Below are 25,718 nucleotides of genomic sequence, written 5' to 3' on the forward strand. Positions count from 1 at the left end.
AGCGAGCCTATTCGCGATAGCGGTGGATCAGGCGACATCCCTGTTGAATGGGCCGCCGTCTTCGCGAGCAGGCTCGCTCCCACAATGGTTTCCTGCGAACTCAACACCTGCGCCCAAGTTCAATCCCCTGAGGGAGCGAGCCTGCTCGCGATAGCGGCGCAGTGCCAGGCTCAGGACTGGCGCGACAACCGGGTCAGGATCCGGTCCAGCGCATTGGCAAATGCCTGCTTGTCCCGCTCGCTGAAAGGCGCGGGCCCACCGCCGGCCTGCCCTTGTTCCCGCAGCTCGGTGAACAGGTTACGCACCGCCAGGCGATCGCCCATGTTCTGTGCATCGAACTCCTTGCCTCGCGGGTCCAGCGCGGCAACGCCCTTCTTCACCAGCCGGTCAGCCAGCGGCACATCGCTGCAAATCACCAACTCACCCGGCACGGCGTGTTCCACCAGGTAGTCATCGGCCGCATCCGGGCCACTGGGCACCACGATCAACTTGACCAGGGCCAGGCCGGGCTTGATCTGCGGCTGACCCGCTACCAGCACTACCTCGAACTGACGCTTGAGGGCAAACTTCACCACCAGATCCTTCGCGGCCCGGGGGCAGGCGTCGGCATCGATCCAGACACGCATCTTCATTTCCCTCAATCAAACACTTCGCGAGCAGGCTCGCTCCCACAGGGGGGCACTCAATGCCCGTGGGAGTAAGCCTGCCCGCGATTGTGAGCGCAGCGAACGCGTTAGGAAACCGCCACCCGCCGCTTCTCGGCCAAACGACTGCGGCTGTACAACACGACAATCGCAATGATCGCCACCGCCTGCGCGCCGAGCGAGTAGGCATCCGCGTGGATCCCCAGCCAGTCGAAGTCAAAGAACGGTACGGGACGGGTGCCAAAGATCCCCGCCTCCTGCAGGGCTTTGACGCCATGCCCGGCAAACACCACCGACAACGCACACAGCAACGCCGCATTGATGCCGAAGAACAGTGCCAGCGGCAACTTGGCCGAGCCACGCAAAATCACCCAGGCCAGGCCCACCAGCAACACCAGCGCCGTGGCGCCACCGGCCAATACCGCGTTGTGCCCGGCAGGACCGGCCTGCAACCACAGGGTTTCGTAGAACAGGATCACTTCAAACAACTCGCGATACACCGAGAAGAACGCCAGGGTCGCAAACCCGAAACGTCCGCCGCCGCCCACCAGGCTGCTCTTGATGTAGTCCTGCCAGGCGGCCGCGTGGCGGCGATCGTGCATCCATACCCCGAGCCACAGCACCATGACGCTGGCAAACAGTGCCGTCGCCCCCTCCAGCAGTTCACGCTGAGACCCGCTGACATCGATCACATACGCCGCCAGCGCCCAGGTCCCCAGCCCCGCCAGCAACGCCAGGCCCCAGCCGACGTTGACACCGCGCACCGCCGATTGCTGGCCAGTGTTGCGCAGGAACGCGAGGATCGCGGCCAGCACCAGAATCGCCTCCAGCCCCTCGCGCAGCAGGATCAACAGGCCGGAGAGGTAGCTCAGGGACCAGCTCAGGCCATCGTTGCCCAACAGCGCGGCTGATGCTTTCAACTGGGCCTTGGCCGCCTCCAGGCGCTGCTCGGCCTGTTCGACCGGCAAGCCGTCCTGCAACGACTGACGGTAGGCCATCAGGGATTTTTCCGTGTCCTTGCGCACCTTGGCGTCGACGTTGTCCAGGGAGCTTTCGACCAGCTCGAAACCTTCCAGGTACGCGGCCACCGACAGGTCATAGGCCTGGTCGTGCTCGCCGGCGCGGTAGGCCGCGAGGCTCTTGTCCAGGGTCGCGGCGGTATAGTCGAGCAATTGCCCCGGGGCACGCTTGACCTGAGGTGGCTGGGCCCGCTGGGCACGGAAGGCGGCCTCGGCCTCGGGGCCTTCAGCCTCCAGCACTTGTGCCGGGGTTTGGCGCGCCAGGTCGGCGAGGTTGTAGGTCTTGGCGCCTTGGGTTGCCGCCGGGTCGGCGCTGAAGCTGGCGATGTAGGTGGCCAGGTCCCAACGCTGGCGCTCGTCGAGCTGATCGGCAAACGCCGGCATGTCCGTGCCTTCAATGCCCTGCCCAAGGGTGCTGTAGATCGCATAGAGGCTCAAATGCGCCTGGCGCGCGCCATCACGCAGGTTCGCCGGGGCGGGGGTCAGGCCCACGCCTGCGGGGCCATCGCCAACGCCCGTGGTGCCGTGGCACACCGAACAGTGCTGGGCGTACAGCGGAGCACCGCGCAATGGGTCCGGGGTGATGACCGGCGTCTGGCTGATCTCATAGGCCACCGCCAGCTTCGCCCCCAACTGCCGCGCCTGGCGGGCTACACTGGCGCCATCCTGGCGCTCGCTGACGGCCTGCTGCAACGCCAACACGCCCTGCTCCAGCTCAGCCTTCTGTGGCTTGGCCGGCAATGCCGCGAGCACGCCTTGCAGCGCCTTCAGGAATTCCAGTTGCTCCTGGTACTCACCGGCATCGATCACCTGCCCCGCCTCGACCGTGGCCGGGTAGTCGGCACCGATGTAGTCGAGCACATGCAGGGCTTGAGGAGCGCCTTCCACGGTGCCGGCCAGCAGATTGGAACTGCACAGCGCCAACAACGGAAGGACCAGCCAGGCCAGGAAACGGGACGGGGCAGTCATGAATGAATCTCAAATGGAAATAAGAAGTAACACATTGTTCACATCCGACGCCTTCAGCTCAAGCTTTGTCGCGCCCTCCCTTCGTTACCAATGCCCACAAACGAAGAAGGCGACCCTTTCGGGTCGCCTTCTTCAGTGGCCGGTAGCGGCTTACATCGCGGCCCTGCGTAGCGTCGCCATGAACGCGGCAGCACCGATGAACAAACCGGCAAAGGTGCGATTCATGCGCTTCTGCTGCTTGGGCGTGCGCAGCAGGCGCAACACCTTGGACGCCAACCCTGTGTAGCCGGCCATCACCACCAGGTCGACGCAGATCATGGTCGCCCCCAGAATCAGGTACTGCGCCACCAGCGGCGCATGCGGGTCAATGAACTGCGGCAGCACCGCCAACATGAACACCAGCGCCTTGGGGTTGCTGATGTTCACCAGAAACCCCCGGAACACCAGTGCCATCGGCTTGCCGATTGGCCGCACCGCGGCATCGTCTTCCAGGTTGCTGGGCAAGGCCTGCCATTGCTTGACGGCGAGGTACACCAGGTACGCCACGCCAAACCACTTGATGGCATAGAACGCGGTGGCCGAGGCCGCGAGAATCGCCCCGACCCCCGCCGCGACAATCGCAATCTGCAGCGCCAGGCCCAATTGCAGGCCCAGGGCGTTCCAGTAGCCACGCCAGAAGCCGTAGCGCAGGCCGCTGGACATCGAGGCAATGGCACCCGCTCCCGGGGAAAGACTGATCACCCAACAGGCGGCAAAAAAGGCCAACCATGTTTCAAGCACCATCGCACACCTCGACAAAGACTCGTGACAGACGCCTAAGCTAATTCGCCGGCTCGCGCTTGACCACCGATTTTTCTCGGGATCTGCCGCTGTCGCGCAACGTCGCTGGGCGTCTGGCTACTTTTCGAAGCCGCTGGAGGGGAACACATCGCTGCCGCGCCAACGTCGCACCGAGCGCTGGAAGAACAGGCTGTTGGGCACTTGCACCATGGCGCTGCCGGTACCGAGTTCTTCGGCTTCGATCAGCGTGGTGTAGAGCAGGTTGATCGCCACCACCCGGCCCTTGACCCCGGGCTTGTCGAGCGTGTCCACCAACTCGACCACGTCACCGATGCGGAACGGCCCGACGGTGAAGATCAGGATCGCGCACAGCAGGTTCGACAGCACGCTCCACATGGCGAAGAATGCCACGGCCGCTACCGCGACAAACCCGGACAGGGCCGTCCACAGTACCGTCGCCGAAACCCCCAGGCGCTCCAGCACGAAGATCAAGGCGCTGCCCATGATCAGCCAGCGCAGCCCCCCGCGCAGTGGCATCAGCAACTGCGGCGGGAACGGATAGCGCTCGCCAAGACGGGTCAGCCCTTTGGCCACGAAACGCTGCGTCAGGTAGCCAGCCAGCAGGATCAGCAAGATCTGTACACCGAGCCAGACCGGCTCGACCCACTCGGCCGGTAGCGGCAGCTTGAAGGCCTCCATCAAGACAGCGCCTCCAGCTCCGCCTGCATGCCTTCCAACAGCTCCAGGGCTTCCATCCACGCCTCCTCCAGCTCGGCTTCACGCACCTTGAGCTTGGCCTGCTCGGCCAACAGGTCGCGCAGTTCATTTTTGCGCGCCGGTTCGTAGATGTCGCTGTCGCCCAAGCCGGTGTCGATCTTGGCCAGCTTTTCGTGCAGCTTGCCCAGTTCGGCTTCCAGCTTGTCGGCTTCGCGCTTGTGCGGGGCCAATTGCTGACGCAAAGCAGCAGCGGCCTGGCGCTGGGCTTTCTTGTCGGTCTTGTCCGGGTTGACCGGCGAGTTGTTGACCGGCGCGTTGCGCTGGCGATACTCCACCAGCCAGCGGGCGTAGTCCTCCAGGTCACCATCGAACTCTTCGACCTTGCCATCGGCAACCAGGAAGAAGTTATCGGTGGTGCTCTTGAGCAAATGACGATCGTGAGAGACCACCAACACCGCGCCACTGAACTCCTGCAGGGCCATGGTCAGTGCCAGGCGCATTTCCAGGTCCAGGTGGTTGGTCGGTTCGTCGAGCAGCAACAGGTTCGGCCGGCCCCAGGCGATCAATGCCAGCGCCAGGCGGGCTTTTTCGCCCCCGGAGAAGTTCAGCACCGGCTCGTCGATCCGCGCGCCACGGAAGTCGAAACCACCGAGGAAGTCGCGCAGGGTCTGTTCGCGCTCGCTTGGCGCCAGGCGTTGCAAGTGCAACAGCGGGCTGGCCTTGGAATCCAGGGAGTCCAACTGATGTTGGGCAAAGTAGCCCACCACGGTGTTCTCGCCACGGGTCAGGCGACCGGCCAGCGGCTCCAACTCACCCGAGAGGTTCTTGATCAGGGTCGACTTGCCTGCACCATTGGGGCCCAGCAGGCCGATGCGGGCGCCGGGAGTCAGTTGCAGCTTGACCTTCTCCAGGATGGTCTTGTCGCCATAACCCAGGCGGGCATCGGACAAGTCGATCAATGGGCTGGAGATTTTCGTCGACTCACGGAACACGAAGTCGAACGGCGAATCGACGTGGGCGGCCGACAACTCTTCCATCCGCTCCAGCGCCTTGATCCGGCTCTGGGCCTGGCGGGCCTTCGTGGCCTGGGCCTTGAAGCGGGCGATGTAGCTTTCCATGTGCGCACGTTGCGCCTGCTGCTTCTCGTAGGCTTGCTGCTGCTGGGCCAGACGTTCGGCACGCGCCCGCTCGAACGCCGAGTAGCCGCCGCGATACAGGGTGATCTTGCGCTGATCGACGTGCGCCACGTGATCGACCACGGCGTCGAGGAAGTCACGGTCGTGGGAAATCAGCAACAAGGTGCCCGGGTAACTCTTGAGCCACTCTTCCAGCCAGATGATGGCGTCCAGGTCCAAGTGGTTGGTGGGTTCATCGAGCAGCAACAGGTCGGACGGGCACATCAATGCCTGCGCCAGGTTCAGGCGCATCCGCCAGCCACCGGAGAAGTCCGCGACCGGGCGATCCATCTGATCGTTGGTGAACCCCAGCCCCGCGAGCAACTTGCGGGCGCGAGCGTCGGCGGTGTAGCCGTCGGCGCTGTCGAGTTCCGAGTGCAGGCGAGCCTGGGCACTGCCGTCATGGGCCGCTTCGGCGGCGGCAAGGTCGCGTTGCACCTCACGCAGGCGCAGGTCGCCATCGAGCACGTAGTCGACGGCAATGCGATCGAGGGTGTCGATCTCCTGGCGCATGTGGGCGATGCGCCAGTCAGCCGGCAAGAAGCAGTCACCCGAGTCGGGGTGCAGTTCACCCAGAAGCAAGGCAAACAGGCTCGATTTGCCGGCGCCGTTGGCACCGATGAGGCCGGCTTTGTGGCCGGCATGCAGGGTCAGCTCGGCGTCTTCTAGCAGACGTTGCGGGCCACGCTGTAAAGTCAGGTTCTGAAGTCGAATCATAATGGCGGCGGAGTCTACCAGCTTCGCTCGCAACTGGCGCGAGTAGCACTATGTCCTCTGACCTGTGGAGCTTTTCCCTCACGACCTACGCCCGTCCGGGCGTGGAACACGCCTGCCTGGCATTGCAGGCCGCGGGGGCTAACGTATGCCTGCTGTTGTGTGCTGGCTGGCTGGGGCAGCGCGGGGTCGAATGCACGGCGCATCGCCTGCAACAACTTCGAGAGGTGGCCGGACCCTGGTCAACCGATGTCGTGGAGCCGCTGCGACAATTGCGCCGGCAATGGAAAATGGCCGCGGCATCGGACGCGGATCTCGCGACCTTGCGAACGCAAGTCAAGGCACTGGAACTGGAGGCTGAGCGACAGCTATTGCTGCGCCTGCAAATGTCGACACACGCCTGGCCACTGGGGCAAGCGCAAGACCTGGCCGCCTGGCTAGAAGGATTGGCGGCGAGCGCCGCCAACCTGGACCGCGACGCGCTGCATCAGCTGCGCGCCGCGATGACCGGGCCTTAGGAAGCGCTGGTCGGGGTGCTGGCAATCGCCGGGGCAGGCGAAGCGGCCGGGGTGCTTGCTGCGGGTGCTGGCGCAACGGCTGCCGGCTTGGCCGCCACGGGTGCGGCTGCAGGCTTTGCAACAGCAGGCTTGGCAGGCGCGGGTTTAGCCGCGACCGGCTTTTTGACCGCTGGTTTAGCCGCAGGCTTGGCGGCAACCGGTTTCACCGCAGGTTTTGCAGCACTGGCAGACGCTGGCTTGGCAGCCGGTTTCGCCGCTGGCTTGACCGCTGGTTTGGCAACCGCCTTGGCCGGTGCTTTGGCGGGTGCCTTGGCAACGGCAGGTTTCGCAGCAGGCTTGGCCGCTGGTTTAGCGGCCGGTTTGGCGGCTGCAGTTTTCGTGGCTGCGGGCTTGGCAGCAGGCTTGGCGGCCGCCGCTTTGGCAACCGGCTTCGCGGCAGTTTTTGCCACCGGCTTGGCAGCAGCTTTAGCGGCTACCGGTCTGGCGACTGGCTTGGCTGCCGGTTTCGCCGCAGCCGTTTTTACCGCGGGCTTGGCCGCTGGCTTGGCTACCGATTTGACCGGTGCCTTGGCGGCAGGCTTGGCGGCTGCTTTTACCGCTGGCTTGGCGGCCACGGGTTTGGCCGCCGGCTTCTTCGCCGCCGTCGTTGCGGCGGGCTTCGCCGAACGCAGGCTCAGTGCCTTGCCAACGGCTTCCTTCACGCGACCAACACCCTGGGCCAGTTTCAGGCTTTCCTGGGCATCGCGCTTGAGCTGCAGAATGTAATTACGTGTTTCGGACTGACGATCCTTGAGTGCATCAAGTACGTCTTCAAGGTCCTGGACCGCACCCTTGGCCTTGGACTGAGCCTTGGCTTTGCCGGACGCCGCGGCGTCCTGCAATTTGGTACGAGACTTGTGCAGTTTTTCCTGCGCTTTACCGCGTTGTTTCTCCAACTTGGCAAGCAGTTTTTCAGCATCAGCCAAGGCTTGCGAGCAAGCGGTTTCCAAGTGCTCGAGCAGGCTGCCCGAGAGTTGTTGGAGTAAGTGCAACGGAGTATTTACAGGCTTCTTTTTCGCCGACATGGTTTACCTCCTGGCTGACGTGAGTGCGGCTCATACTAGACCTCTGCTGCTACTGCCGCTAGGGCATGTTGACAGTATCGATTGCCATGCGTTGCACCCAACCACAAATGTTCGGCGCACCGATCAAAGCAGTTCACCGGCCAAGGCATTCCGACTGGCATAATCGGGCCCATCTCAGGCTGGAGAACGCCCATGTCGCGTTATCTTTTTTTACCCTTGTGCGTGATGTTCTCGATGGCCCATGGCGCTGAAAAGACCCCGCAAAATGAAGCCCATGATCTTGCGTACAGCCTGGGGGCAAGCCTGGGTGAGCGTCTGCGCCAGGAGGTTCCCGACTTGCAGATCCAGGCGCTGCTCGAAGGTCTGCAACAGGCTTACCAGGGCAAGCCGCTGGCGTTGAAGGACCCGCAGATCGAGCAGATCCTGGCCGATCACGAAGCCCGGATTGCCGAGCAACCTGCCGTGCCTCAAACCGAAGTTGCCCTGCAAAAAGAACAGCGGTTCCTGGCCGCCGAGAAGTCCCGGCCCGGCGTTCGTGAACTGGCTGATGGCATCCTGTTGACCGAACTGGCGCCCGGCACCGGCGCCAAGGCCGGGCCCAATGGCAAGGTGCAGGTTCGCTACACGGGCAGGCTTGCCGATGGCACGGTGTTCGATCAGAACGAGCAGGCACAGTGGTTCAGTCTCGACAGCGTGATCAGCGGCTGGCGCAGTGCGTTGCAACAGATGCCAGTCGGTGCGAAATGGCGGCTGGTGATTCCATCGGCACAAGCCTATGGCGCCGACGGTGCAGGCGACCTGATTGCCCCCTTCACCCCCCTGGTGTTTGAAGTCGAACTGCTGGGCGTCGCCGGCTGATCAAGTGAGCCAAACGAAAAACGGTGCGCAATGCGCACCGTTTTGGCGTTCGTGATCGCTCAAGACTCAAGCCTGTGCCACGGCCTCTTCTTGCTTGTGTGCCGTGTGCAACACTTCGATCAGGCAATCTTCCAGCTCGAAGCGCTCGTGCAGCAAGCCACCCAGCTCCTTGAACTTGTCGGCGACACACTTGCCGGCATCGCACAGATCGTTGAACGCCAACAGCTTCTCGGTGATGACGTCGATACGTGGGTAAATGGTTTCGGCCAGCTCCAGCCCACGCTTGTCGTTGAACGCCTTGGCCTCGCCAGTGAGTTGTTCGTAGATCTCGAAGTGGCCGGCGGAGACATAGTCGACCAACACGCCACAGAACTCCTGCAAGCGCTGGCGGTTTTCCCCCAGTGCTTCAGGCTTGGCCCCGAGAGCATCAAAGGCTCGAACCAGTTCGTGACGTTCCTGCAACCAACGATCGATCAGCAGATGCACCCCACCCCAGCGTTCCTGAGCATTCTGACAACTTTCGAGCATGGTGATCTCTCTTCCCTTATGGGTAATGCTGATCGCACTTGCCGCAAGACTTGAAACCAAGTTTTTGCTCAGGCAAAGCATCATCGATACAACATGAATCCAAATAACACGTGCGGGCCAGATTATGCTCGCACGCCAACAGCTTCAAGGTACGCAGGAGAGAAAGTTCATACAAGTGTTTAATCGGCTCCCATCTCCTGGTGCGACGACTCGCCGCTGGATGGTGCCTGAAAAGCGCAATAGGTCAGCCGAAAGGTCTGATAGACACCCAGGATCATGGTCGCGACAAAGAACAGCAAGCTCCACTCCGGGATACTCAGGTCAAACAGCGACCAGGTGACCTGCGCGCAGTCGACATTGCCGTCAAATAGCTGCTTGAGCACACACAGCCAGGGCATGTTCGCGAAGTCTTGTTGCTCACCCGGCCAACACGCCAGCAGTTGCTCGACCGGATCGCCCTGCAACAACACCTGGCGCCACGCCGTGGCCACGCCTGCAATGGCGCAGACCAGGCTCGACAGCCAATAGATGACGCAGCCCTTGCGCTCGGGCCCATGCAAGGCGGCAACCATGCAAACCAGCGTGTACAGCAGCAAGAACAATCGCTGCAACAGACACAGCCCGCAAGGTTTGAGCCCGATGGCGTACTCCAGGTAGTACGAAGCGCCCAAGGCCATGGCTCCTGCGAGGAAAGCCATGAAAAACAGGGATCGTGAGCAGGCCAAAAACATGGCTTATCCGTAACAGAAGAGACAGGCAGTTACGGTAGAGGAAACGGTTGCGGCCTTTCAAGGCAGGCCGGCGCAGAGACTTCGCCAGTGGTGTAGGGAATTCCCGACAGACAATACGCGACCACGTGTAACCATCTGTAAGACAATGCCCACCACACTAAACAGGCTAACGTTTTCAACGTTTTAAACGACAGGGACACCGCTTGAGGTGCCCCTGGGATTGAGCTTGCTATGCCCGTACCGGTACGGGCAGTGGAGACGCCAACAGGCGCTCATCCAGCAGGCCAAGCCCCTCCTGGAAGAGTTGATTGCTGCGCTCGGTATCGCCCAATTGCGCCAGCAAGCGGGCAAGTTCGGCGCAGGCCTCGGGGTTGCGCTGTACTCGCAGGCTGCTTTCCAGGTAATCACGCGCCTTGCCCCAGAGGCTGGATTGCAAGCACAACCGGCCCAACGTCAGCAGCAGGCTTGGATCATCGGGATGGTTCTTCAGCCAGCCTTCGGCGGTTTGCAGTTGTCGCGCCGGATCGTTTGCGCGCAGCAAGCCGTACAGTCGCGCCAGGTGGCTATCGTATTGACGTTTCAGCGCAGCGCGCAGGACTTCCTCCGCCTCGACCTCGGCACCGAGCTGGCGCAACTGTTCTGCGTAGGCCAGTACCAGTTGGGGCTCGTGGCGCTGTGCTGCCGTCAATTGCTGCCAGGCGCGGTTGAGCGACTGCAAGCCCACGACGGCATCCTCCTCACGATGGGCCGCCAGCGTAAGGTTCTCGCCCCAGGCGCGACGCTCCAGTTCAGCCAGTTCGCTGGCGGGCAACACCTTGTCCTTGCGCAGCTCGGGGAGCAAGCGGATCACCGAGGACCAGTCACCCCGCTGCTGATACAGACGCTGCAACTGGCGCAACACCTGGACATTGCGCGGGTGGCGTTCGTGCATGACTTGCAGCGTCGCCAGTGCACCGTCGGTGTCACCGCGGTCGGTCTGCAATTGCGCGTGGCTCAAGGCTATGGCCAGCTCGGCCTGCGGTTGACGCTCCAGCGCCCGCTCCAGCAGGTTGTCGCATTGCTCGTAATGCCCCTGCTCATTCGCCGCCCGAGCCGCGCCAAGGTAGTAGAGCAACGGTTGGCGCTCGGCTTCGGCGGCACGCTGCAGATGACGCTGGGCGCTGGCCCAGCGACCTTCGGCCAGGTCCAGTTGCCCATGCTCGATGGCCACTTGAACGCGTCGGCTGCGATTACGGCTGGACCATGGATTGACCACCCCCGTGGACGCTGCCACCAACTCGATCAAGGCCTTGATCCCCCACAGCACCAGCCAGATCACCGCGACCAGCAGCAGGGTCGCCCACAGGCTCGATTCGTAGCGAAAGGTCTTGTACGCGATCAGCACGTAGCCCGAGTGCTGGGCGATGGCTAGCCCCAGGGCGCCGGCAAGCGCAATGGCCAGGAACAGGATGACGTAGAGCCGCTTCATGGGCGGGTCTCCTCTGCACCACCGGCAGCCGCCTTGGCGGCAGGCTTCACCGACTCCTCGGCATTGACGTTACGTCGCTCCAGATAGCCTTGCACGGTGCTCAAGGTGGTGGCCAGGTCAGGCGTGAGCACGGTGACCGGCTGCTTGGCCAGTTCGGCCAGTTGCTCAAGCATGACTTTGCTTTGCGGGTTGTCCTGGTTGAAGCTGCCCTTGAGCACATCGCGGGCCTCGGTCAACGCCTGGGTGTACACCGGCGCCTGGCCATTCAGCGCGGCCCATTGCGCCTGCTCAAGCGCCAGGCTCAGCGCCAGGCGCACCTGGGTCAGGCTCTGCCCGGCCAGCAATGGACGAATGTGTTTGTCGGCATTGAAGTCGACTCGGAAGTAGCGCGAGATCTGCTCCCACCAGAGCGACCAACGACTGGCTCCATCGCCATCGGCCGTCAGGGCCGACAGAGACTCGCCGCCGGCATGAAACTCGGGGGCCAGTTCGGTGAGCTCGGCCACCTGATCACGCAGCGCGCCCAACTGGAGGAACAATCCGGTGCGATCCGGTTGTTCGGTACTGCGCAAGGCGGCCAGGCTTTTGGCGATCTGTTCCCGGGCGGCAAAGGAACCCGGATCGTTTTGCTCGCGCAGAATCTCGTCCGCCCCCTGCACCAGCGCCTGGGCGCTGCTGACGTCCTGCAAGGCCGACAGGCGCAGGCTGGCCAGACGCAACAAGTGCTCGGCCTCGGCCAGGCGCCAGTCCTTGCGGCTGGCGCCCAACACGGTTTCCAGGCGCTGATTCAGGCGCTGCTGGTCGCCCTGCAATTGGGCCACCAGGCGTCGACGGTCCTCCAGGTCTTGTGCCGTTGGTAGTTGCTCCAACTGCGCCGTTACGCGCTGTTCATTGAGCTTGAGGCTTTGCGCCTGATCGCTCAGCGCCTGCAGTTGCCCCAGCTGTTGCTGGTTGTTCGCCTGCAGGGTGCGTACCTGCCAGACACCCCAACCACCGACGGCAACGCCCGCGGCGCCCACCAACAACGCCAGGATCGCCAGACCGTTGCCACGGCGCGGCGCTGGGTGACTTACGGTGTCAACCGGCGCATCTGGCGCAGGCTGGACGTCTTCTTTAGGCAAGGCTGTTTCGCTCACGTATCCATCCTTTGCATTAGAGAACGGGCCGGGTTTCCCGCAACGCCGTTAGCAAGGCCGCGGCACTGGCGCCACGACAATCCACAATGGTTTGGGCGCCTGCCGCTCGCGCCAGCTCGGCCACCCGGGGGCTCGGAACAAACAAGGGCAACTGCGCTAGCACCGGCCAGGCAGCACCCGCCAATTGGCGCAAGTGCTCAAAACCCTGTCCACTGCTGACCACCAGGCCGTTCAGGCGTTCCGATTCAATTCGCTCGGACAAGACCGCGTCAGCATACGGCGGCAGGTCACGACGGTAGACTTCAAGATAGTCGACACTAGCACCTTGCTCGCGCAAACGCTCAGCCAGCAGTCCCCGCCCCCCTTCGCCGCGCAGGATCAACACCCGCGCATCAGGTCGTGCGATGGCCTCGTGCAACGACGTCAGCGCCAGCAAGGCCTCGCTGTCATCGCCGTCCACCGGGAAGCTCACATCCAACCCGTGGTCCTGGAGCACCCGTGCGGTTGCCGCGCCCACGCTGAACCACTTCAGCGGCGGGGACGGCGACCCGTGCTGCTCAACCAGCTCCAGGCCAATGCGCGCGGCCGGCTTGCTGACCACGATGACCGCACAGTAGCGATCCAGACTTCGAATCACTTGGCGCATGGCGTCAGTGACCGGCAGCGGCGCTATTTCCAGAAGCGGCAAGCTGGCGCTGAAAACCCCCTGCTCGGCCAGAAACCTGGCCAAGGCTGCCGAATCGTCCGCAGGACGCGTCAGCAGCAGGCGCCAGCCGGTCACTCGTGACCCGCCTCGCCATAGACCGCCTTCAGGATATCGTCGGCACCCTGGCGCAACAGATCTTCGGCCACACTGACGCCCAGCGCCTCGGCGTCGCTACGTGGCGCCCGGGCCTGGGCACTGAGCAACAGGCCACCCTTGGGATCGCCCACCAGGCCACGCAGCCAGATCTGTTCGCCCTCAAGCACGGCATAGCACGCGATGGGCACCTGGCAGCCGCCATTCAAGTGTTTGTTCAGCGCCCGCTCGGCGATGACTCGCGTCGCGGTGTCCTGGTGATGCAGGGGGGCCAACAGGGCGTGGATTTCGCTGTCGGCGGTGCGGCATTCGATGCCGACCGCGCCCTGGCCTCCGGCCGGCAGGCTGTCGTCGACACTGATCGATGAACTGATGCGATCTTCGAAGCCCAGGCGGATCAAGCCGGCAGCCGCCAGGATAATCGCGTCGTACTCACCAGCATCGAGCTTGGCCAGGCGCGTGTTGACGTTGCCCCGCAGGAAGCGGATCTGCAGGTCCGGGCGACGCGTCAACAACTGTGCCTGACGGCGCAGGCTGGACGTCCCGACCACGCTGCCTTGGGGCAACGCATCCAGGCTGGCGTAGGTATTGGAGACAAATGCGTCACGCGGGTCTTCGCGCTCGCAGATGCAAAACAGCCCCAGGCCTTCAGGGAAGTCCATGGGCACGTCTTTCATCGAGTGCACGGCGATGTCAGCTTCGTTTTCCAGCAGCGCGGTTTCCAGTTCTTTGACGAACAGGCCCTTGCCACCAATTTTCGACAGTGGCGAGTCCAGCAGCTTGTCGCCACGACTGACCATGGGCACCAGCGTCACGATCAGTCCCGGATGGGCCTGCTCCAGACGAGCTTTGACGTATTCGGCCTGCCACAGGGCCAGGGCACTTTTGCGGGTAGCGATGCGGATTTCGCGAGGGGACATGGATCAATCCGTACTGAATAGATACGGCGGATAATAACAGCTCAGCCAAATCCGCTTTGACTTGTATCAGAAACAGCCTGGCCTCCCTGGCCTCACACACCCGAAAAAGGCTGTTGAACCTGCGTACGAGTCGCGCGCTAAAGCTGTTGCATCATCTTGCGCACGCCCGCGACATGACGGCGGCTGACGATCAATGCGTCGCCGTTCAGGCCTTTGAGAAACAGTTGGAAATGCCCCAGCGGCGTACGCTGCAGGCGTTCGATACGCTCGCGAGCCACTAGCGCGTTGCGATGGATGCGCACAAAGCGGTCGCCAAATTCGTCTTCGAGGGCCTTGAGCGGCTCGTCCAGCAGGACCTCGCCGCCCTCGTGGCGCAGGGTGACGTATTTGTGGTCGGCAATGAAGTAGACCACCTGGGCCAGCGGAATCAGTTCGATACCTTTGCGGGTGCGGGCGCTGATATGGCTGCGCGGCCCATTGCCGCTTTCAGCCGCCGGACGGGTCAGCGCCGCCAGTTGCACTCGATTGGGACGCTCGGCCTTTTTCAAGGCGTCGAGCAGCAACTCTGCACGCACCGGCTTGACCAGGTAACCCACGCCGCTGGCCTGCAAGGTATCTATGGCAAATTCATCCTGGGCCGCGCAAAACACCACGGCGGGCGGCGTTTCGCGCTCGCACAACTTGGCGGCGGCTTGCAGCCCATCCAGACCGGGCATGCGGATGTCGAGCAGCACGATGTCGGGCTTGAGGCTGTCGATCAGGGTCAGCGCCTCATCGCCATTGGTGGCGCTGGGCTCCAGGACAGTGTACCCCTCGAGTTCGCCGACCATACGGCTCAGGCGCTCGCGGGCTTGGGGTTCATCATCAACGATCAGGACATTCATATTGCGCTGGATTCCTGCGTGAGTCTCGCACAAGGATAGCGTAGACAGGTGTAGTGACGTCCGTCACAGCGATCCACGCTAAGACTAGCGTGGTCGCCAAAAAGTGCCGCACGTCGGACTGCAATATTTATCGGCGCCTGCCAGGTCGTACCGTAAACCCGCCGTCTCGCGGCATCACGGCAGGGGTTGTGGGTCACCAAATACGTTTCCCCTTCTTCGATAGCGTGCTCCACGCTCTGCGCAGCACGTCAGGTTTGGGCAATGGCGCGGGCCCTTATGTCCAACTGTAGACGTTTGCAGCGTCAAAAGTGCTCATTTGACAAATATCGTTATGCAATCGCACCCGCAAGCCACTGAGCAGGGTGCGCCCAATCGAAAAAAACCTAGTGACCGGCGTCACCGACACGATTGGCAACCCTGTTATTATCCGCGACAGGTTTTTACGCCATCTTTCTTCCAGCCGATCACGAGCGAATTCATGAGCACTGACAAGACCAATCAGTCCTGGGGCGGCCGCTTCAGTGAACCCGTCGACGCCTTCGTCGCCCGCTTCACCGCCTCCGTCACTTTCGACCAGCGCCTGTATCGCCACGACATCATGGGGTCCATCGCCCACGCCACCATGCTGGCCAAGGTCGGCGTGCTGACCGATGCCGAACGCGACAGCATCATCGATGGCCTGAACACCATCCAGGGCGAAATCGAGGCCGGCACCTTCGACTGGCGCATCGACCTGGAAGACGTGCACATGAACATCGAGGCGCGTCTGACCGACCGCATCGGCGTCACCGGCAAGAAGCTGCACACTGGCCGCAGCCGTAACGACCAGGTCGCGACGGACATCCGTCTGTGGCTGCGCGATGAGATCGACCTGATCCTGGGCGAAATCACCCGCCTGCAAAAAGGCCTGCTGGAACAGGCAGAGCGCGAATCCGGCACCATCATGCCCGGCTTCACCCACCTGCAAACCGCGCAGCCGGTGACCTTCGGTCATCACATGCTGGCCTGGTTCGAAATGCTCAGCCGCGACTATGAGCGCCTGGTCGACTGCCGCAAGCGCACCAACCGCATGCCACTGGGCAGCGCCGCACTGGCCGGCACCACCTACCCGATCGACCGCGAATACACCGCCGAACTGCTGGGTTTCGATGCCGTGGGTGGCAACTCGCTGGATAACGTCTCGGATCGTGACTTCGCCATCGAATTCTGCTCGGCCGCCAGCATCGCGATGATGCACTTGTCGCGCTTCTCCGAAGAATTGGTGCTGTGGACCAGCGCCCAGTTCCAGTTCATCGACCTGCCTGATCGCTTCTGCACAGGCAGTTCGATCATGCCGCAAAAGAAAAACCCCGACGTCCCGGAACTGGTCCGCGGTAAAAGCGGCCGGGTATTCGGCGCGCTCATGGGCCTGCTGACCCTGATGAAAGGCCAGCCGCTGGCCTACAACAAGGACAACCAGGAAGACAAGGAACCGCTGTTCGACGCCGCCGATACCTTGCGCGACTCGCTGCGGGCCTTTGCCGACATGATCCCGGCGATCAAGCCCAAGCACGCCATCATGCGTGAAGCGGCCCTGCGCGGTTTCTCCACGGCAACGGACCTGGCGGACTACCTGGTGCGCCGTGGCCTGCCGTTCCGCGACTGCCACGAGATCGTTGGCCATGCCGTGAAGTACGGCGTGGAAAGCGGCAAGGACTTGGCCGAGATGAGCCTGGAGGAGTTGCGCAGGTTCAGCGACCAGATCGAGCAGGACGTGTTTGCCGTGCTGACCCTCGAAGGCTCGGTCAATGCCCGTAATCATATCGGCGGCACCGCACCCGCCCAGGTCAAGGCCGCCGTGGTTCGCGGCCAGGCGTTGCTCGCCAGCCGCTAAGTGCTAGAAGCTTCGCGAGCAGGCTCGCTCCCACAGGGTGATCACAATCCTTGTGGGAGCGAGCCTGCTCGCGAACGCTGACTCAAGATCGCTACAGGACTTACTTCTTACTCGCCACCATCGCCAGGAACGCTGGCATCGCCGCGTCCTTGTCGGCCGCGATACGCTGGGCATGCGGTGTCTGCTCCAACTGCTCCAGCAATGCCCTGGCCGCCGGCAGCTCTGCCAACAGGTCCAGGCCAAACAGTTTCTTGCCGACCCCACACGCCACGCTGATGCTGTACAGGAAGTACAAGTCCGCCACGCTCAGGCTGGCCCCCGCCACGTACGGCGCGAACTTGGCATGCCGGCCCAGGGACGCGAAGCCCTGTATCAACTCGGCCTTGGCCTTTTCCTTGATCGTCTCCGGCACCTGCATGCCGAAAAATGCCTCGGCGAAGCACGCCCGGGCCGGCAACTCGATGTACAGCTCGATTTCCTTGGCCAGCGCTAGCACCTGGGCGCGCTCGAACGGCGTCTTGGGCAGCAGCGCAGTGCCTGGCTGAGTGTCTTCGATGTACTGCAGGATCACGCTGGTTTCGTTGATAAAGCCTTGCTCGACACCCAGCACCGGCACCTTGCCACGCGGGCTGATCGCCAGGGCTTCAGGGCTTTGGCCGGCATAGAACGGCACCTCCTCAAAGGGCAGGCCCTTTTCCAGTAGCGCGTGCTTGACCATGTTGTAGTAGTTGCTGACGGGGAAACCATAGAGCTTGAGCATCACACATGCCTCCGGGCCGTGCAGGGGTTGGCGAGCGTTTGTTATAGATCGTCGGGGCCGCTCTTGCCAGCAGCATCACCCGACTGAATGCAGGTAAACTGGCGCCTTTCCTTAAGGAGCCTGCCATGAGCGAGCCCACCGATATCGATAGCGACGAAGAAGAATTCGCCGAGAACACCTTGATCGAAGCGATCGAGAACCAGATCGAAAGCGACAACCCGCCGGCGGCCAAGGCCACCTTCAACAAACTGACCCTGGTCGGTTATGAGCGTGAAGAGATTCTCAACCTGATGGCCCATGTCCTGGCCGTTGAGATCGATGCGCTGCTCGAAGAAGACCGTGCGTTCGATACCCAGTGGTACGAAGCCGCGTTGCGCGCCCTGCCAGAGTTACCTGCACAAAAGAAATAAGCGGACCTGCTCCTGCGACGAAAAGCCCCAAGGCAACACTGGACAGCTCGCTCGAGTACGTTCACCTTAGGGGCGCTATCGTCTATTCCTAGAAAGTCTGGAGTCCTTATGTCGCTTACCCCTGAGCTGGTTGCCGAACTGGAAATCCTTGCACTCTTCAACCTGGACAGTTCCCAGGAAGGCCTGAAAATTCATCAGACCGCTGCCCCGAAAGCCATTGCCGCTGCGCAACGCCTGTATGAGAAAGAACTGATCGATCAGCCCGACGGCGGTTACCTGACCAGCCTGGGACGCGATGCCGCACAAAACGTGCAGACCCTGCTGACTATCCTGTCCGTCGAAGAAGCCGCGTAACACCTTCTGTTATCACCCACGTAAACCCCAGCCAGGGGTTTACGTGGGCAGACTGTCGCCCGCCGATAGAAATTTGACGCCAGAAACCAACATTCAGCTTAAAAGTCCCCCACGCAAGGCTGTAGACTGGCCGGCGCCACGAGACTTTTCACGTTCGTTCACTGCGAGCCGGCTTGAGCTGACATGACCCGCACCCATGAAATCCGCCCCGACCTGGACGAAGGAATCGACCGCAAGGTTCTCAACCAGTTGCGCGCACGCTTTCTCAAACTCAACGATGCACGCCTGGCCCGGGCCATGGAGGGTTTGTCACCCCGCCAGCAAGGGGTGCTGACGCTGTTGCCGTTGTTCTTCCACGTCAACCATCCCCTGTTGCCCGGTTACGTTTCGGGTAGCACCCCGGCCGGGGTATCGAACTTCGAGCCGGACACCGCGACGCTGGCCGAAGCCCAGCGCCTGACGCGCTCCTTCTCCTACAAACCACGCCACGGCAACCCGCCGCGACCGATTCACGGCCTGTTCCTGATGGGCAGCCTTGGCACCCTGGCCCAAGCGGACCAGAGCGACATGGACGTGTGGGTCTGCCACGCCCCGGACCTGGGCGAAAGCGCGCTGGCCGAGCTGCGTAAAAAATGCCAGCTGCTGGAAGCCTGGGCCGCGAGCCAGGGCGCCGAGGCGCATTTTTTCCTGATCGATCCGCTGCGCTTTGTCCGTGGCGAACGCGACAACCAACTCAGCTCCGAGGATTGCGGCACCACCCAGCATTATCTGCTGCTGGACGAGTTCTATCGCACCGCCATCTGGCTCGCCGGGCGCACACCGATCTGGTGGCTGGTGCCGGTGTACGAAGAAGCGGGCTACGAGCGGTACATCCACACGTTGTTGTCCAAGCGTTTTATTCGTGCCGACGAAACCCTGGACCTCGGTCACCTGGCGCACATCCCCCCCGGCGAGTTCATCGGCGCCGGGCTCTGGCAACTGTTCAAGGGCATCGAGTCGCCGTACAAGTCCGTGCTCAAGCTGCTGCTGACCGAGGTCTACGCCAGCGAACATCCCCACGTCGAATGCCTGAGCCTGCGCTTCAAGCAGGCGGTGTTCGCCAATCGCCTGGACCCCGATGAGCTGGACCCGTACATCGTGGTCTACCGGCGTATCGAGGAATACCTCACGGCCCGGGGCGAACCCGATCGCCTGGAGCTGGTACGACGCGCCCTGTACCTCAAGGTCAACCGCAAGCTCACCGGTGGCCAGCGGACCAGCAGTTGGCAGCGCCAGTTGCTCGAGCGCCTGGCCCAGGAATGGGGTTGGGACCATCGGCAACTGGCGATGCTCGACAGCCGCAGCCAATGGAAAGTCCGCCAGGTCAGTGCCGAACGCCGTGCGCTGGTCAGCGAGCTTAACTACAGCTATCGCTTCCTCACCCAGTTCGCCCGCACCGAACAAAGCGTCAGCCTGATCAACAAGCGTGACCTCAACGTACTGGGGCGCCGCCTCTACGCCGCCTTCGAGCGCAAGGCCGACAAGATCGAATTCATCAACCCCGGCATTGCCCCGGACCTGGCCGAAGACACCTTGACCCTGGTCCAGTCGGCGAACCGCAAAGAGCCTGGAACGAACCATTGGGGGTTGTACAACGGCAGCCTGGGCAAGCTGGAGTGGGAACACTTCGCGCCGATCAAGCGCAGCCGCGAGCTGCTGGAACTGCTGACCTGGTGCCACCGCAACGGCGTCATCGACAGCAGCACCCGCCTGGCGCTGCACCCAGGCGAAAGCGATCTGAGCGAGTTCGAACTGTTCAACCTGCTGGGCAGCCTGCAACAGACCATCGCCCTGCCCCTGAGCAGTGTCAGCGAAGACCAGTTGCTGCGCGCCAGCGTGCCGAGCGAGGTGCTGATCCTGGTGAACGTGGGCCTCGACCCGCTCAAGCATCACCGCGACCTGAACATCCTGATGACCACCGAGCGCACCGACTCACTGAGTTACGCCGGGGTGCGTGAAAACCTGGTGCTGACCCTGGACCAGGTCACGCTCAACAGCTGGAACGAGGTGCTGGTCAACCGCTATGACGGCGCCCACGCCCTGCTCGACTGCCTGCGCGATTACCTCAACAGCCTGCCCAGCGGCCCGCAGCAACCGCGCTTGCGAGTACGTTGCTTCTGCCACAACCGCGCCCAGTTCATCGCCCAACGGGTCGAGGCGATTGTCGATACCGCGCAGAACCTGCTGCTCAGCCAGCTCAATCACCGCTACCTGATCCAGGTCCAGCAGCATTACCACGTGCTGGAACTGATCCCCGGCAAGGTCAATCATGTAGCGCTCGCCAACCTGCCGGCACTGCTCGATTACCTGGGCCGCGAGCAGACCGGCTACAGCCCGCTGCACCTGGACCCGATGGCACTCGAAGAGCATGACCTGGGGCTGATCCTGCCCATGGGCCAGCCGGACTGCATCCAGGTGTTCTACCGCATCATCGATACGTACGCCGAGCTGTATGTGCTGGATGAGTTCAACGTGCTGTGGCAGCAATGCCAGCCCTATCACGATGAGCAAAGCCTGCTGGTGCCGCTCCAGCGCTTCCTGCAATCGATCCTCTTCCGGCGCGATGCCTTGCTGCCCATGGACGCCACGCAGCCCGTGATCCCGCTGGAAACCCGCTATCACCAGTTGCTGCCCTCGGGCGGCGGGCGCGCCCGGCGGGTGGAGCAACGGCCGTCACCGCAGACCCCGCTGGAAAAGCCGTTCTTCGACGTCCAGGCGATCGTCGGCAGAGCCGCACCCGGCAAGGTGCAGGTCAGCCTGTATTGCAATCAACGGGAGTTCAGCGAGCTGGAATACGGCGACCAGTTGTTTGCCGCCGTGGCGCAGGAGATTGTCGGGCAACGCCGGGAGGCGCTGCATTACCGCTGCTACATCACCGATCTGGACCTGTCGGGCCTGCTCGGTGATGGCCAGGGTTCATGCAATCTGTACCTGCGCTACAAGGCAGACCTGGAGCGTGCGTTGAACACGGCGCTCGAACAGGCCTGAGGACCACTCATTCAGGAAACACGCCGCCATTGGCCGGCTGTTCCTCGACTTCCAGCAAGGTCAGCTTCAGGGTCTTGCCACCCGGGGCTGGCCAGTCGATGTGCTGGCCAACCTGCAAGCCAAGCAAGGCGCTGCCAACCGGCGCAAGCACCGAGATCTTGCCTTCGTCGGCGTTGGCGTGCTTGGGGTAAACCAGGGTCAGGTGATAGTCCTTGCCACTGCTTTCTTCACGGCAATGCACACGCGAGTTCATCGTCACGACATCAGCAGGCACTTCATCGTGACCGACCAGCGTGTCGGCACGATCCAGTTCGGTTTGCAGCGCGATCACGCCCGGTAACGAGTCGTCCAGGCTGTCGATCAAACGCTCCAGACGCTGCACGTCAAGGCGGGTAAGGGTGATGGAAGGTGTGGTCATGATTCAGGCAGACTCCTTTCTTCTGCACGGAAAAAGCAAAACCCCGCCAAAAATAGGCGGGGTTTTCACGCGCCTCGGTGGGTTGAGGCGTATCCGGACACTATCACAGCTCAAAAAATATACAAGTCGGTCCACGACAACCTGTCATCCCGGAGGCGTTTTGCGCCCCTGGGCCTGCGCGCAAATCACCCGCCGGCGCTCATCGTCAGCCGAACGCCATTCGCGGATGTCTTCGACATGCCGAAAGCAGCCCAGGCAGACTTTGTGCTCATCCAGCCGGCACACATTGGTGCACGGTGATGGCACGGCAGTGCTGACATTGCTGAACAGCGGCTTGGGCGGGCGAACAGGCGTGGACTGAGTCACGAAATCACAGGCCCTCGAAATCGAGCTTGGTGCCGGCCTGCTCCCAGACGATGCGCTCAAGCATCTCGCCCAACTGCTCTTCGCTCTTGTCGCACATCCAGCGCTCGCTTTCGGCGTCGTAGTCGAAGTGGAACCCACCGGACACCGCCGCCAGCCACAGCTGGCGCAATGGCTCCTGGCGACTGAAGATCAACTGGCTACCGCCTTCGAACTTGACGGTGAGCACACCGGCCGAGCTTTCCAGGTCTACATCCAGGCCACTCTCGTCGAAAATATCTTCCAGCGTTTGCTGGGTCGCATCGACCAGGTCGTGGAAACGGGCTTCAGTCAAACTCATTGTGGCAACCTCAAAAAGTGTCTGCTTACGCTCAAGCGCCGCAAGATACGGGCGAGCCCCGGTGATTGCAAAGGATACCGACCAAGCACCGGGTCGGGTCGCAAAAACCTTCGCGCACTGGCCACTTGATCACAGGCGACTGGCACAGGCCCGCCAGACGGGTGGTCCGTCGCATAGGCAAGCCGTTGGGTGGCCGGGTATACTCCGGCGCAATTAACGCATTTTCAAGGATTTCGCCATGAAGCGCCTGATCTCTTCCCTTGCTGCGCTCGTCGCGGTTGCTTGCCTTGTTACGGCCTGTGGTCAAAAAGGTCCGCTGTACCTGCCCGATGACAGCAAATCCCCCGAGGATCAGGCCACGTCGTCGCAGTCCAAAGCGCACCAGCACGACACCACGAACAGCACCAGCACCTACTAAGGGACGATCATGGACGCTTTTAACTACCGTGACGGGGAGCTGTTCGCGGAAGGTGTTGCCTTGTCCGCCATCGCCGAACGCTTTGGCACGCCTACCTATGTCTACTCCCGCGCCCACATCGAGGCCCAGTACCTGGCCTACGCCGATGCGTTGGCCGGCACGCCGCACCTGGTCTGCTTCGCGGTCAAAGCCAACTCCAACCTGGCGGTGCTGAATGTCCTGGCACGCCTGGGCGCAGGTTTCGACATCGTCTCCGGCGGTGAGCTGGAACGTGTCCTGGCCGCCGGTGGCCAGGCCGACAAGATCGTATTCTCCGGCGTCGGCAAGACCCGCGAAGACATGCGTCGCGCCCTGCAAGTCGGCGTGCACTGCTTCAACGTCGAGTCCACCGATGAGCTGGAGCGCCTGCAAGTGGTCGCCGCCGAGCTGGGCGTTCGCGCACCGATCTCGCTGCGCGTGAACCCGGACGTCGACGCCGGCACCCACCCGTACATCTCCACCGGCCTTAAAGAGAACAAGTTCGGCATTGCCATCGCGGACGCCGAAGACGTGTACATCCGTGCCGCGCAGTTGCCCAACCTGGAAATCCTCGGTGTCGATTGCCACATCGGCTCGCAACTGACCAGCCTGCCACCGTTCCTCGATGCCCTCGATCGCCTGCTGGGCTTGATCGACCGCCTTGGCGAATGTGGCATCTACCTGCGCCATATCGACCTCGGCGGCGGCGTCGGCGTGCGTTATCGCGATGAAGAGCCGCCGCTGGTGGCCGACTACATCAAGGCCGTACGTGAGCGCTGTGACGGCCGCGACCTGGCCCTGGTGTTCGAGCCGGGCCGCTTCATCGTCGCCAACGCCGGCGTGCTGCTGACCCAGGTCGAGTACCTCAAGCACACCGAGCACAAGGATTTCGCCATCGTCGATGCGGCCATGAACGACCTGATTCGTCCGGCGCTGTACCAGGCCTGGATGAACGTCACCGCCGTGCATCCGCGCGATACCGCGCCCCGCGCCTACGATGTCGTGGGCCCGATCTGCGAGACCGGGGACTTCCTGGCCAAGGATCGCGCGCTGGCCCTGGAAGAAGGCGACCTGCTGGCCGTGCATTCGGCCGGTGCCTACGGGTTTGTCATGAGTTCCAACTACAACACCCGCGGCCGTGCCGCTGAAGTGCTGGTGGACGGTGATCAGGCGTTTGAAGTGCGTCGCCGCGAGACGGTCGCCGAGTTGTTTGCTGGCGAAAGCCTGCTGGCGGAGTGATCCCATGTTGCTGCGTTTTACCAAGATGCACGGCCTGGGCAACGACTTCATGGTCCTCGACCTGGTCAGCCAGCATGCGCATATCCTGCCCAAGCACGCCAAACAATGGGGCGACCGGCACACCGGCATCGGCTTCGATCAGTTACTGATTGTCGAGGCACCGAGCAACCCGGACGTGGACTTCCGCTACCGCATCTTCAACTCCGACGGTTCGGAAGTGGAGCAATGCGGCAACGGTGCGCGCTGCTTCGCGCGCTTCGTGCTGGACAAGCGCCTGACCACCAAGCGGCTGATCCGGGTTGAAACCAAGAGCGGCGTCATTGAACTCGACGTGCGCAATGACGGCCAGATCACCGTCAACATGGGTGCGCCGCGCCTGGTGCCCGCCGACATTCCGTTCCAGGCGGACGTCCAGGCCAACCACTACACGGTTGACGTCGACGGCCAGGCCGTCGAACTGGCCGCCGTGTCCATGGGCAACCCCCATGCCGTGCTGCGGGTCGATGACGTCAACACCGCGCGGGTGCATGAGTTGGGGCCGAAGATCGAACACCACCCGCGCTTTCCGGCGCGGGTCAACGTCGGTTTCCTCCAGGTGATCGACCGCAACCGTGCACAGCTGCGCGTCTGGGAACGCGGGGCCGGGGAAACCCAGGCCTGCGGTACCGGCGCCTGCGCCGCAGCGGTGGCCGCGATCAGCCAGGGGTGGATGGATTCGCCGCTATTGATCGACCTGCCCGGCGGGCGCTTGTCCATTGAATGGGCGGGCCCTGGCACACCTGTGCTGATGACCGGCCCGGCAGTGCGTGTATACGAAGGACAAGTGCGTCTTTGAGAGAGCCAAATCCATGACTGATCAGCCCCAGGTTCCAGCCCCACAGCCCGACGAATCCCCTTCCGAAAGCCTGGAGGCGGCGGCGGTTGCCGCGTACCTGGAGGCTCATCCGGATTTCTTCGTCGAGCACCAGGAACTGCTTCCGGCCCTGCGCATTCCGCACCAGCGCGGCGACACCGTGTCGCTGGTGGAGCGGCAGATGAATATCCTGCGCGAGCGCAACATCGAGATGCGCCACCGCCTCTCACAGCTGATGGATGTCGCCCGCGACAACGACCGGCTGTTCGACAAGACCCGCCGCCTGATCCTTGCCCTGATGGATGCCAATAGCCTGGACGACGTGGTCATGAACGTCGAAGACAGCCTGCGCCAGGACTTCCAGGTGCCCTTTGTCAGCCTGATCCTGTTCAGCGACGAGCCTTTGCCGGTGGGTCGCTGGGTCAGCAGCAGCGAGGCACACAAGGCCATTGGCGGCCTGCTCTCGGAAGAAAAAGGCGTCAGCGGCAGCCTGCGCGAGCACGAACTGGACTTCCTGTTTGGCGAAGAACAGCGCAAGCAGATCGGTTCCACCGCCCTGGTCACCCTCAGCCATCAAGGCCTGCATGGCGTCCTGGCCATCGCCAGCCGTGATCCGCAGCACTACAAAAGCTCGGTCGGCACACTGTTCCTCAGCTACATCGCCGAAGTCATGGGGCGCGTGCTGCCACGGGTCAACACCACGCTGCGCTCGGTGCGCTGA

General features: G+C 62.7%; 27 protein-coding genes and 1 pseudogene. 10 read left to right on the plus strand and 18 right to left on the minus strand.

Features of this window, described 5'->3' with window-relative positions; all coding sequences use genetic code 11:
* Positions 1-170: 170 nt before the first annotated feature.
* From BMW74_RS05935 to BMW74_RS05955, 5 genes are all read right to left on the minus strand, one after another.
* On the minus strand, positions 171-626 hold the full coding sequence (locus BMW74_RS05935; protein ID WP_093416049.1) for a YaiI/YqxD family protein: 456 nt from the start codon (positions 624-626) through the stop codon (positions 171-173).
* 107 nt (positions 627-733) lie between these two features.
* Positions 734-2,632 carry an FTR1 family protein gene (locus tag BMW74_RS05940; protein ID WP_093415025.1) on the minus strand — a complete coding sequence of 633 codons (1,899 nt, stop codon included), beginning with the start codon at positions 2,630-2,632 and terminating at the stop codon, positions 734-736.
* Positions 2,633-2,782: 150 nt separating this feature from the next.
* Complete coding sequence (locus BMW74_RS05945) at positions 2,783-3,415, minus strand: LysE family transporter (protein WP_093415027.1); 633 nt, start codon at positions 3,413-3,415, stop codon at positions 2,783-2,785.
* A gap of 114 nt (positions 3,416-3,529) precedes the next feature.
* A complete protein-coding gene (locus BMW74_RS05950; protein ID WP_093415029.1) occupies positions 3,530-4,111 on the minus strand; it encodes a mechanosensitive ion channel family protein in 582 nt (193 codons plus the stop codon).
* Positions 4,111-6,021, minus strand: coding sequence for an ATP-binding cassette domain-containing protein (locus tag BMW74_RS05955; protein ID WP_093415031.1), 1,911 nt, complete (start codon positions 6,019-6,021; stop codon positions 4,111-4,113). Before BMW74_RS05955 ends, BMW74_RS05950 begins: the two co-directional genes overlap by 1 nt.
* A gap of 50 nt (positions 6,022-6,071) precedes the next feature.
* Here BMW74_RS05955 and BMW74_RS05960 point away from each other — a divergent pair, with 50 nt between their 5' ends.
* On the plus strand, positions 6,072-6,536 hold the full coding sequence (locus BMW74_RS05960) for a TIGR02444 family protein (RefSeq protein ID WP_093415034.1): 465 nt from the start codon (positions 6,072-6,074) through the stop codon (positions 6,534-6,536).
* Here the strand turns inward: BMW74_RS05960 and BMW74_RS05965 are convergent.
* A complete protein-coding gene (locus BMW74_RS05965) occupies positions 6,533-7,600 on the minus strand; it encodes an AlgP family protein (protein WP_093415037.1) in 1,068 nt (355 codons plus the stop codon). The two genes, BMW74_RS05960 and BMW74_RS05965, sit on opposite strands and share 4 nt — an antisense overlap.
* 192 nt (positions 7,601-7,792) lie before the next feature.
* Between BMW74_RS05965 and BMW74_RS05970 the strand changes: the two genes are divergently transcribed.
* Complete coding sequence (locus tag BMW74_RS05970; protein WP_093415040.1) at positions 7,793-8,458, plus strand: FKBP-type peptidyl-prolyl cis-trans isomerase; 666 nt, start codon at positions 7,793-7,795, stop codon at positions 8,456-8,458.
* A 66-nt stretch (positions 8,459-8,524) separates the two neighbouring features.
* Here the strand turns inward: BMW74_RS05970 and rsd are convergent, their stop codons facing one another.
* From rsd to BMW74_RS25680, 8 genes and pseudogenes are all read right to left on the minus strand, one after another.
* A complete protein-coding gene (gene rsd, locus BMW74_RS05975) occupies positions 8,525-8,986 on the minus strand; it encodes a sigma D regulator (RefSeq protein ID WP_093415042.1) in 462 nt (153 codons plus the stop codon).
* Positions 8,987-9,165: 179 nt separating this feature from the next.
* On the minus strand, positions 9,166-9,717 hold the full coding sequence (locus BMW74_RS05980) for a disulfide bond formation protein B (RefSeq protein WP_093415045.1): 552 nt from the start codon (positions 9,715-9,717) through the stop codon (positions 9,166-9,168).
* A 229-nt stretch (positions 9,718-9,946) separates the two neighbouring features.
* Positions 9,947-11,185 carry a heme biosynthesis protein HemY gene (locus BMW74_RS05985; protein ID WP_093415048.1) on the minus strand — a complete coding sequence of 413 codons (1,239 nt, stop codon included), beginning with the start codon at positions 11,183-11,185 and terminating at the stop codon, positions 9,947-9,949.
* Complete coding sequence (locus tag BMW74_RS05990; RefSeq protein ID WP_093415052.1) at positions 11,182-12,321, minus strand: uroporphyrinogen-III C-methyltransferase; 1,140 nt, start codon at positions 12,319-12,321, stop codon at positions 11,182-11,184. Before BMW74_RS05990 ends, BMW74_RS05985 begins: the two co-directional genes overlap by 4 nt.
* 16 nt (positions 12,322-12,337) lie before the next feature.
* Positions 12,338-13,102 carry a uroporphyrinogen-III synthase gene (locus BMW74_RS05995; protein ID WP_093415055.1) on the minus strand — a complete coding sequence of 255 codons (765 nt, stop codon included), beginning with the start codon at positions 13,100-13,102 and terminating at the stop codon, positions 12,338-12,340.
* On the minus strand, positions 13,099-14,040 hold the full coding sequence (gene hemC / locus BMW74_RS06000; protein ID WP_093415058.1) for a hydroxymethylbilane synthase: 942 nt from the start codon (positions 14,038-14,040) through the stop codon (positions 13,099-13,101). The genes BMW74_RS05995 and hemC overlap by 4 nt, the downstream gene beginning before the upstream one ends.
* 137 nt (positions 14,041-14,177) lie before the next feature.
* Positions 14,178-14,924: a LytR/AlgR family response regulator transcription factor gene (locus BMW74_RS06005; RefSeq protein ID WP_093415061.1), complete on the minus strand. Its 747-nt coding sequence runs from the start codon at positions 14,922-14,924 to the stop codon at positions 14,178-14,180.
* Positions 14,921-15,160: pseudogene (locus BMW74_RS25680) on the minus strand (sensor histidine kinase); the annotation flags it as partial. The gene BMW74_RS06005 and the pseudogene BMW74_RS25680, both read right to left, overlap by 4 nt.
* 242 nt (positions 15,161-15,402) lie before the next feature.
* Here BMW74_RS25680 and argH point away from each other — a divergent pair.
* Entirely contained in the window at positions 15,403-16,797 is a 1,395-nt protein-coding gene (gene argH / locus BMW74_RS06015) for an argininosuccinate lyase (RefSeq protein ID WP_093415065.1), read from the plus strand.
* A gap of 100 nt (positions 16,798-16,897) precedes the next feature.
* On the opposite strand, the gene BMW74_RS06020 is transcribed toward argH, so the two are convergent.
* On the minus strand, positions 16,898-17,557 hold the full coding sequence (locus BMW74_RS06020; protein ID WP_093415068.1) for a glutathione S-transferase family protein: 660 nt from the start codon (positions 17,555-17,557) through the stop codon (positions 16,898-16,900).
* A 125-nt stretch (positions 17,558-17,682) separates the two neighbouring features.
* Between BMW74_RS06020 and BMW74_RS06025 the strand changes: the two genes are divergently transcribed.
* From BMW74_RS06025 to BMW74_RS06035, 3 genes are all read left to right on the plus strand, one after another.
* Positions 17,683-17,967 carry a hypothetical protein gene (locus BMW74_RS06025; RefSeq protein ID WP_093415072.1) on the plus strand — a complete coding sequence of 95 codons (285 nt, stop codon included), beginning with the start codon at positions 17,683-17,685 and terminating at the stop codon, positions 17,965-17,967.
* Between the two features lie 108 nt (positions 17,968-18,075).
* Positions 18,076-18,321, plus strand: coding sequence for a TIGR02647 family protein (locus BMW74_RS06030; protein ID WP_093415075.1), 246 nt, complete (start codon positions 18,076-18,078; stop codon positions 18,319-18,321).
* A 183-nt stretch (positions 18,322-18,504) separates the two neighbouring features.
* Positions 18,505-21,348: a class I adenylate cyclase gene (locus BMW74_RS06035; RefSeq protein ID WP_093415078.1), complete on the plus strand. Its 2,844-nt coding sequence runs from the start codon at positions 18,505-18,507 to the stop codon at positions 21,346-21,348.
* Between the two features lie 7 nt (positions 21,349-21,355).
* Here the strand turns inward: BMW74_RS06035 and rnk are convergent, their stop codons facing one another.
* The 3 genes from rnk to cyaY all read right to left on the minus strand — a co-directional run bounded on the left by rnk (position 21,356) and on the right by cyaY (position 22,469).
* On the minus strand, positions 21,356-21,766 hold the full coding sequence (gene rnk, locus BMW74_RS06040; protein WP_093415081.1) for a nucleoside diphosphate kinase regulator: 411 nt from the start codon (positions 21,764-21,766) through the stop codon (positions 21,356-21,358).
* Positions 21,767-21,910: 144 nt separating this feature from the next.
* Positions 21,911-22,132, minus strand: coding sequence for a DUF1289 domain-containing protein (locus tag BMW74_RS06045; RefSeq protein ID WP_093415084.1), 222 nt, complete (start codon positions 22,130-22,132; stop codon positions 21,911-21,913).
* A 4-nt stretch (positions 22,133-22,136) separates the two neighbouring features.
* On the minus strand, positions 22,137-22,469 hold the full coding sequence (cyaY, locus tag BMW74_RS06050; protein ID WP_093415087.1) for an iron donor protein CyaY: 333 nt from the start codon (positions 22,467-22,469) through the stop codon (positions 22,137-22,139).
* A 238-nt stretch (positions 22,470-22,707) separates the two neighbouring features.
* On the opposite strand from cyaY, the gene BMW74_RS06055 reads away from it, so the two are divergent.
* The 4 genes from BMW74_RS06055 to BMW74_RS06070 are packed head-to-tail and all read left to right on the plus strand — an operon-like array spanning position 22,708 to position 25,718.
* The gene (locus tag BMW74_RS06055) at positions 22,708-22,887 is read left to right on the plus strand and encodes an LPS translocon maturation chaperone LptM (protein ID WP_093415090.1); all 180 of its coding nucleotides are present in this window, start codon (positions 22,708-22,710) and stop codon (positions 22,885-22,887) included.
* Between the two features lie 9 nt (positions 22,888-22,896).
* Complete coding sequence (gene lysA / locus BMW74_RS06060) at positions 22,897-24,144, plus strand: diaminopimelate decarboxylase (RefSeq protein ID WP_093415094.1); 1,248 nt, start codon at positions 22,897-22,899, stop codon at positions 24,142-24,144.
* Between the two features lie 4 nt (positions 24,145-24,148).
* Complete coding sequence (dapF, locus tag BMW74_RS06065; RefSeq protein WP_093415097.1) at positions 24,149-24,979, plus strand: diaminopimelate epimerase; 831 nt, start codon at positions 24,149-24,151, stop codon at positions 24,977-24,979.
* 13 nt (positions 24,980-24,992) lie between these two features.
* Positions 24,993-25,718: a DUF484 family protein gene (locus BMW74_RS06070; RefSeq protein ID WP_093415100.1), complete on the plus strand. Its 726-nt coding sequence runs from the start codon at positions 24,993-24,995 to the stop codon at positions 25,716-25,718.

The sequence above is a fragment of the Pseudomonas sp. ok272 genome (assembly GCF_900109995.1).
In the GTDB taxonomy this organism is placed as follows: domain Bacteria; phylum Pseudomonadota; class Gammaproteobacteria; order Pseudomonadales; family Pseudomonadaceae; genus Aquipseudomonas.

Bases quoted from the DNA above. Each gene is read 5' to 3' on its own strand.
- BMW74_RS06070 (WP_093415100.1), top strand. From the start codon at position 24,993: ATGACTGATCAGCCCCAGGTTCCAGCCCCACAGCCCGACGAATCCCCT.
- BMW74_RS05945 (WP_093415027.1), bottom strand. From the start codon at position 3,415: ATGGTGCTTGAAACATGGTTGGCCTTTTTTGCCGCCTGTTGGGTGATC.
- BMW74_RS05980 (WP_093415045.1), bottom strand. From the start codon at position 9,717: ATGTTTTTGGCCTGCTCACGATCCCTGTTTTTCATGGCTTTCCTCGCA.
- BMW74_RS06035 (WP_093415078.1), top strand. From the start codon at position 18,505: ATGACCCGCACCCATGAAATCCGCCCCGACCTGGACGAAGGAATCGAC.
- rsd (WP_093415042.1), bottom strand. From the start codon at position 8,986: ATGCTCGAAAGTTGTCAGAATGCTCAGGAACGCTGGGGTGGGGTGCAT.
- BMW74_RS06030 (WP_093415075.1), top strand. From the start codon at position 18,076: ATGTCGCTTACCCCTGAGCTGGTTGCCGAACTGGAAATCCTTGCACTC.
- BMW74_RS06055 (WP_093415090.1), top strand. From the start codon at position 22,708: ATGAAGCGCCTGATCTCTTCCCTTGCTGCGCTCGTCGCGGTTGCTTGC.
- BMW74_RS05960 (WP_093415034.1), top strand. From the start codon at position 6,072: ATGTCCTCTGACCTGTGGAGCTTTTCCCTCACGACCTACGCCCGTCCG.
- BMW74_RS06005 (WP_093415061.1), bottom strand. From the start codon at position 14,924: ATGAATGTCCTGATCGTTGATGATGAACCCCAAGCCCGCGAGCGCCTG.
- rnk (WP_093415081.1), bottom strand. From the start codon at position 21,766: ATGACCACACCTTCCATCACCCTTACCCGCCTTGACGTGCAGCGTCTG.
- dapF (WP_093415097.1), top strand. From the start codon at position 24,149: ATGTTGCTGCGTTTTACCAAGATGCACGGCCTGGGCAACGACTTCATG.
- BMW74_RS05950 (WP_093415029.1), bottom strand. From the start codon at position 4,111: ATGGAGGCCTTCAAGCTGCCGCTACCGGCCGAGTGGGTCGAGCCGGTC.
- hemC (WP_093415058.1), bottom strand. From the start codon at position 14,040: ATGTCCCCTCGCGAAATCCGCATCGCTACCCGCAAAAGTGCCCTGGCC.
- BMW74_RS05940 (WP_093415025.1), bottom strand. From the start codon at position 2,632: ATGACTGCCCCGTCCCGTTTCCTGGCCTGGCTGGTCCTTCCGTTGTTG.
- BMW74_RS05955 (WP_093415031.1), bottom strand. From the start codon at position 6,021: ATGATTCGACTTCAGAACCTGACTTTACAGCGTGGCCCGCAACGTCTG.
- BMW74_RS05970 (WP_093415040.1), top strand. From the start codon at position 7,793: ATGTCGCGTTATCTTTTTTTACCCTTGTGCGTGATGTTCTCGATGGCC.
- BMW74_RS05935 (WP_093416049.1), bottom strand. From the start codon at position 626: ATGCGTGTCTGGATCGATGCCGACGCCTGCCCCCGGGCCGCGAAGGAT.
- BMW74_RS06020 (WP_093415068.1), bottom strand. From the start codon at position 17,557: ATGCTCAAGCTCTATGGTTTCCCCGTCAGCAACTACTACAACATGGTC.
- lysA (WP_093415094.1), top strand. From the start codon at position 22,897: ATGGACGCTTTTAACTACCGTGACGGGGAGCTGTTCGCGGAAGGTGTT.
- BMW74_RS05965 (WP_093415037.1), bottom strand. From the start codon at position 7,600: ATGTCGGCGAAAAAGAAGCCTGTAAATACTCCGTTGCACTTACTCCAA.
- argH (WP_093415065.1), top strand. From the start codon at position 15,403: ATGAGCACTGACAAGACCAATCAGTCCTGGGGCGGCCGCTTCAGTGAA.
- BMW74_RS06025 (WP_093415072.1), top strand. From the start codon at position 17,683: ATGAGCGAGCCCACCGATATCGATAGCGACGAAGAAGAATTCGCCGAG.
- cyaY (WP_093415087.1), bottom strand. From the start codon at position 22,469: ATGAGTTTGACTGAAGCCCGTTTCCACGACCTGGTCGATGCGACCCAG.
- BMW74_RS05985 (WP_093415048.1), bottom strand. From the start codon at position 11,185: ATGAAGCGGCTCTACGTCATCCTGTTCCTGGCCATTGCGCTTGCCGGC.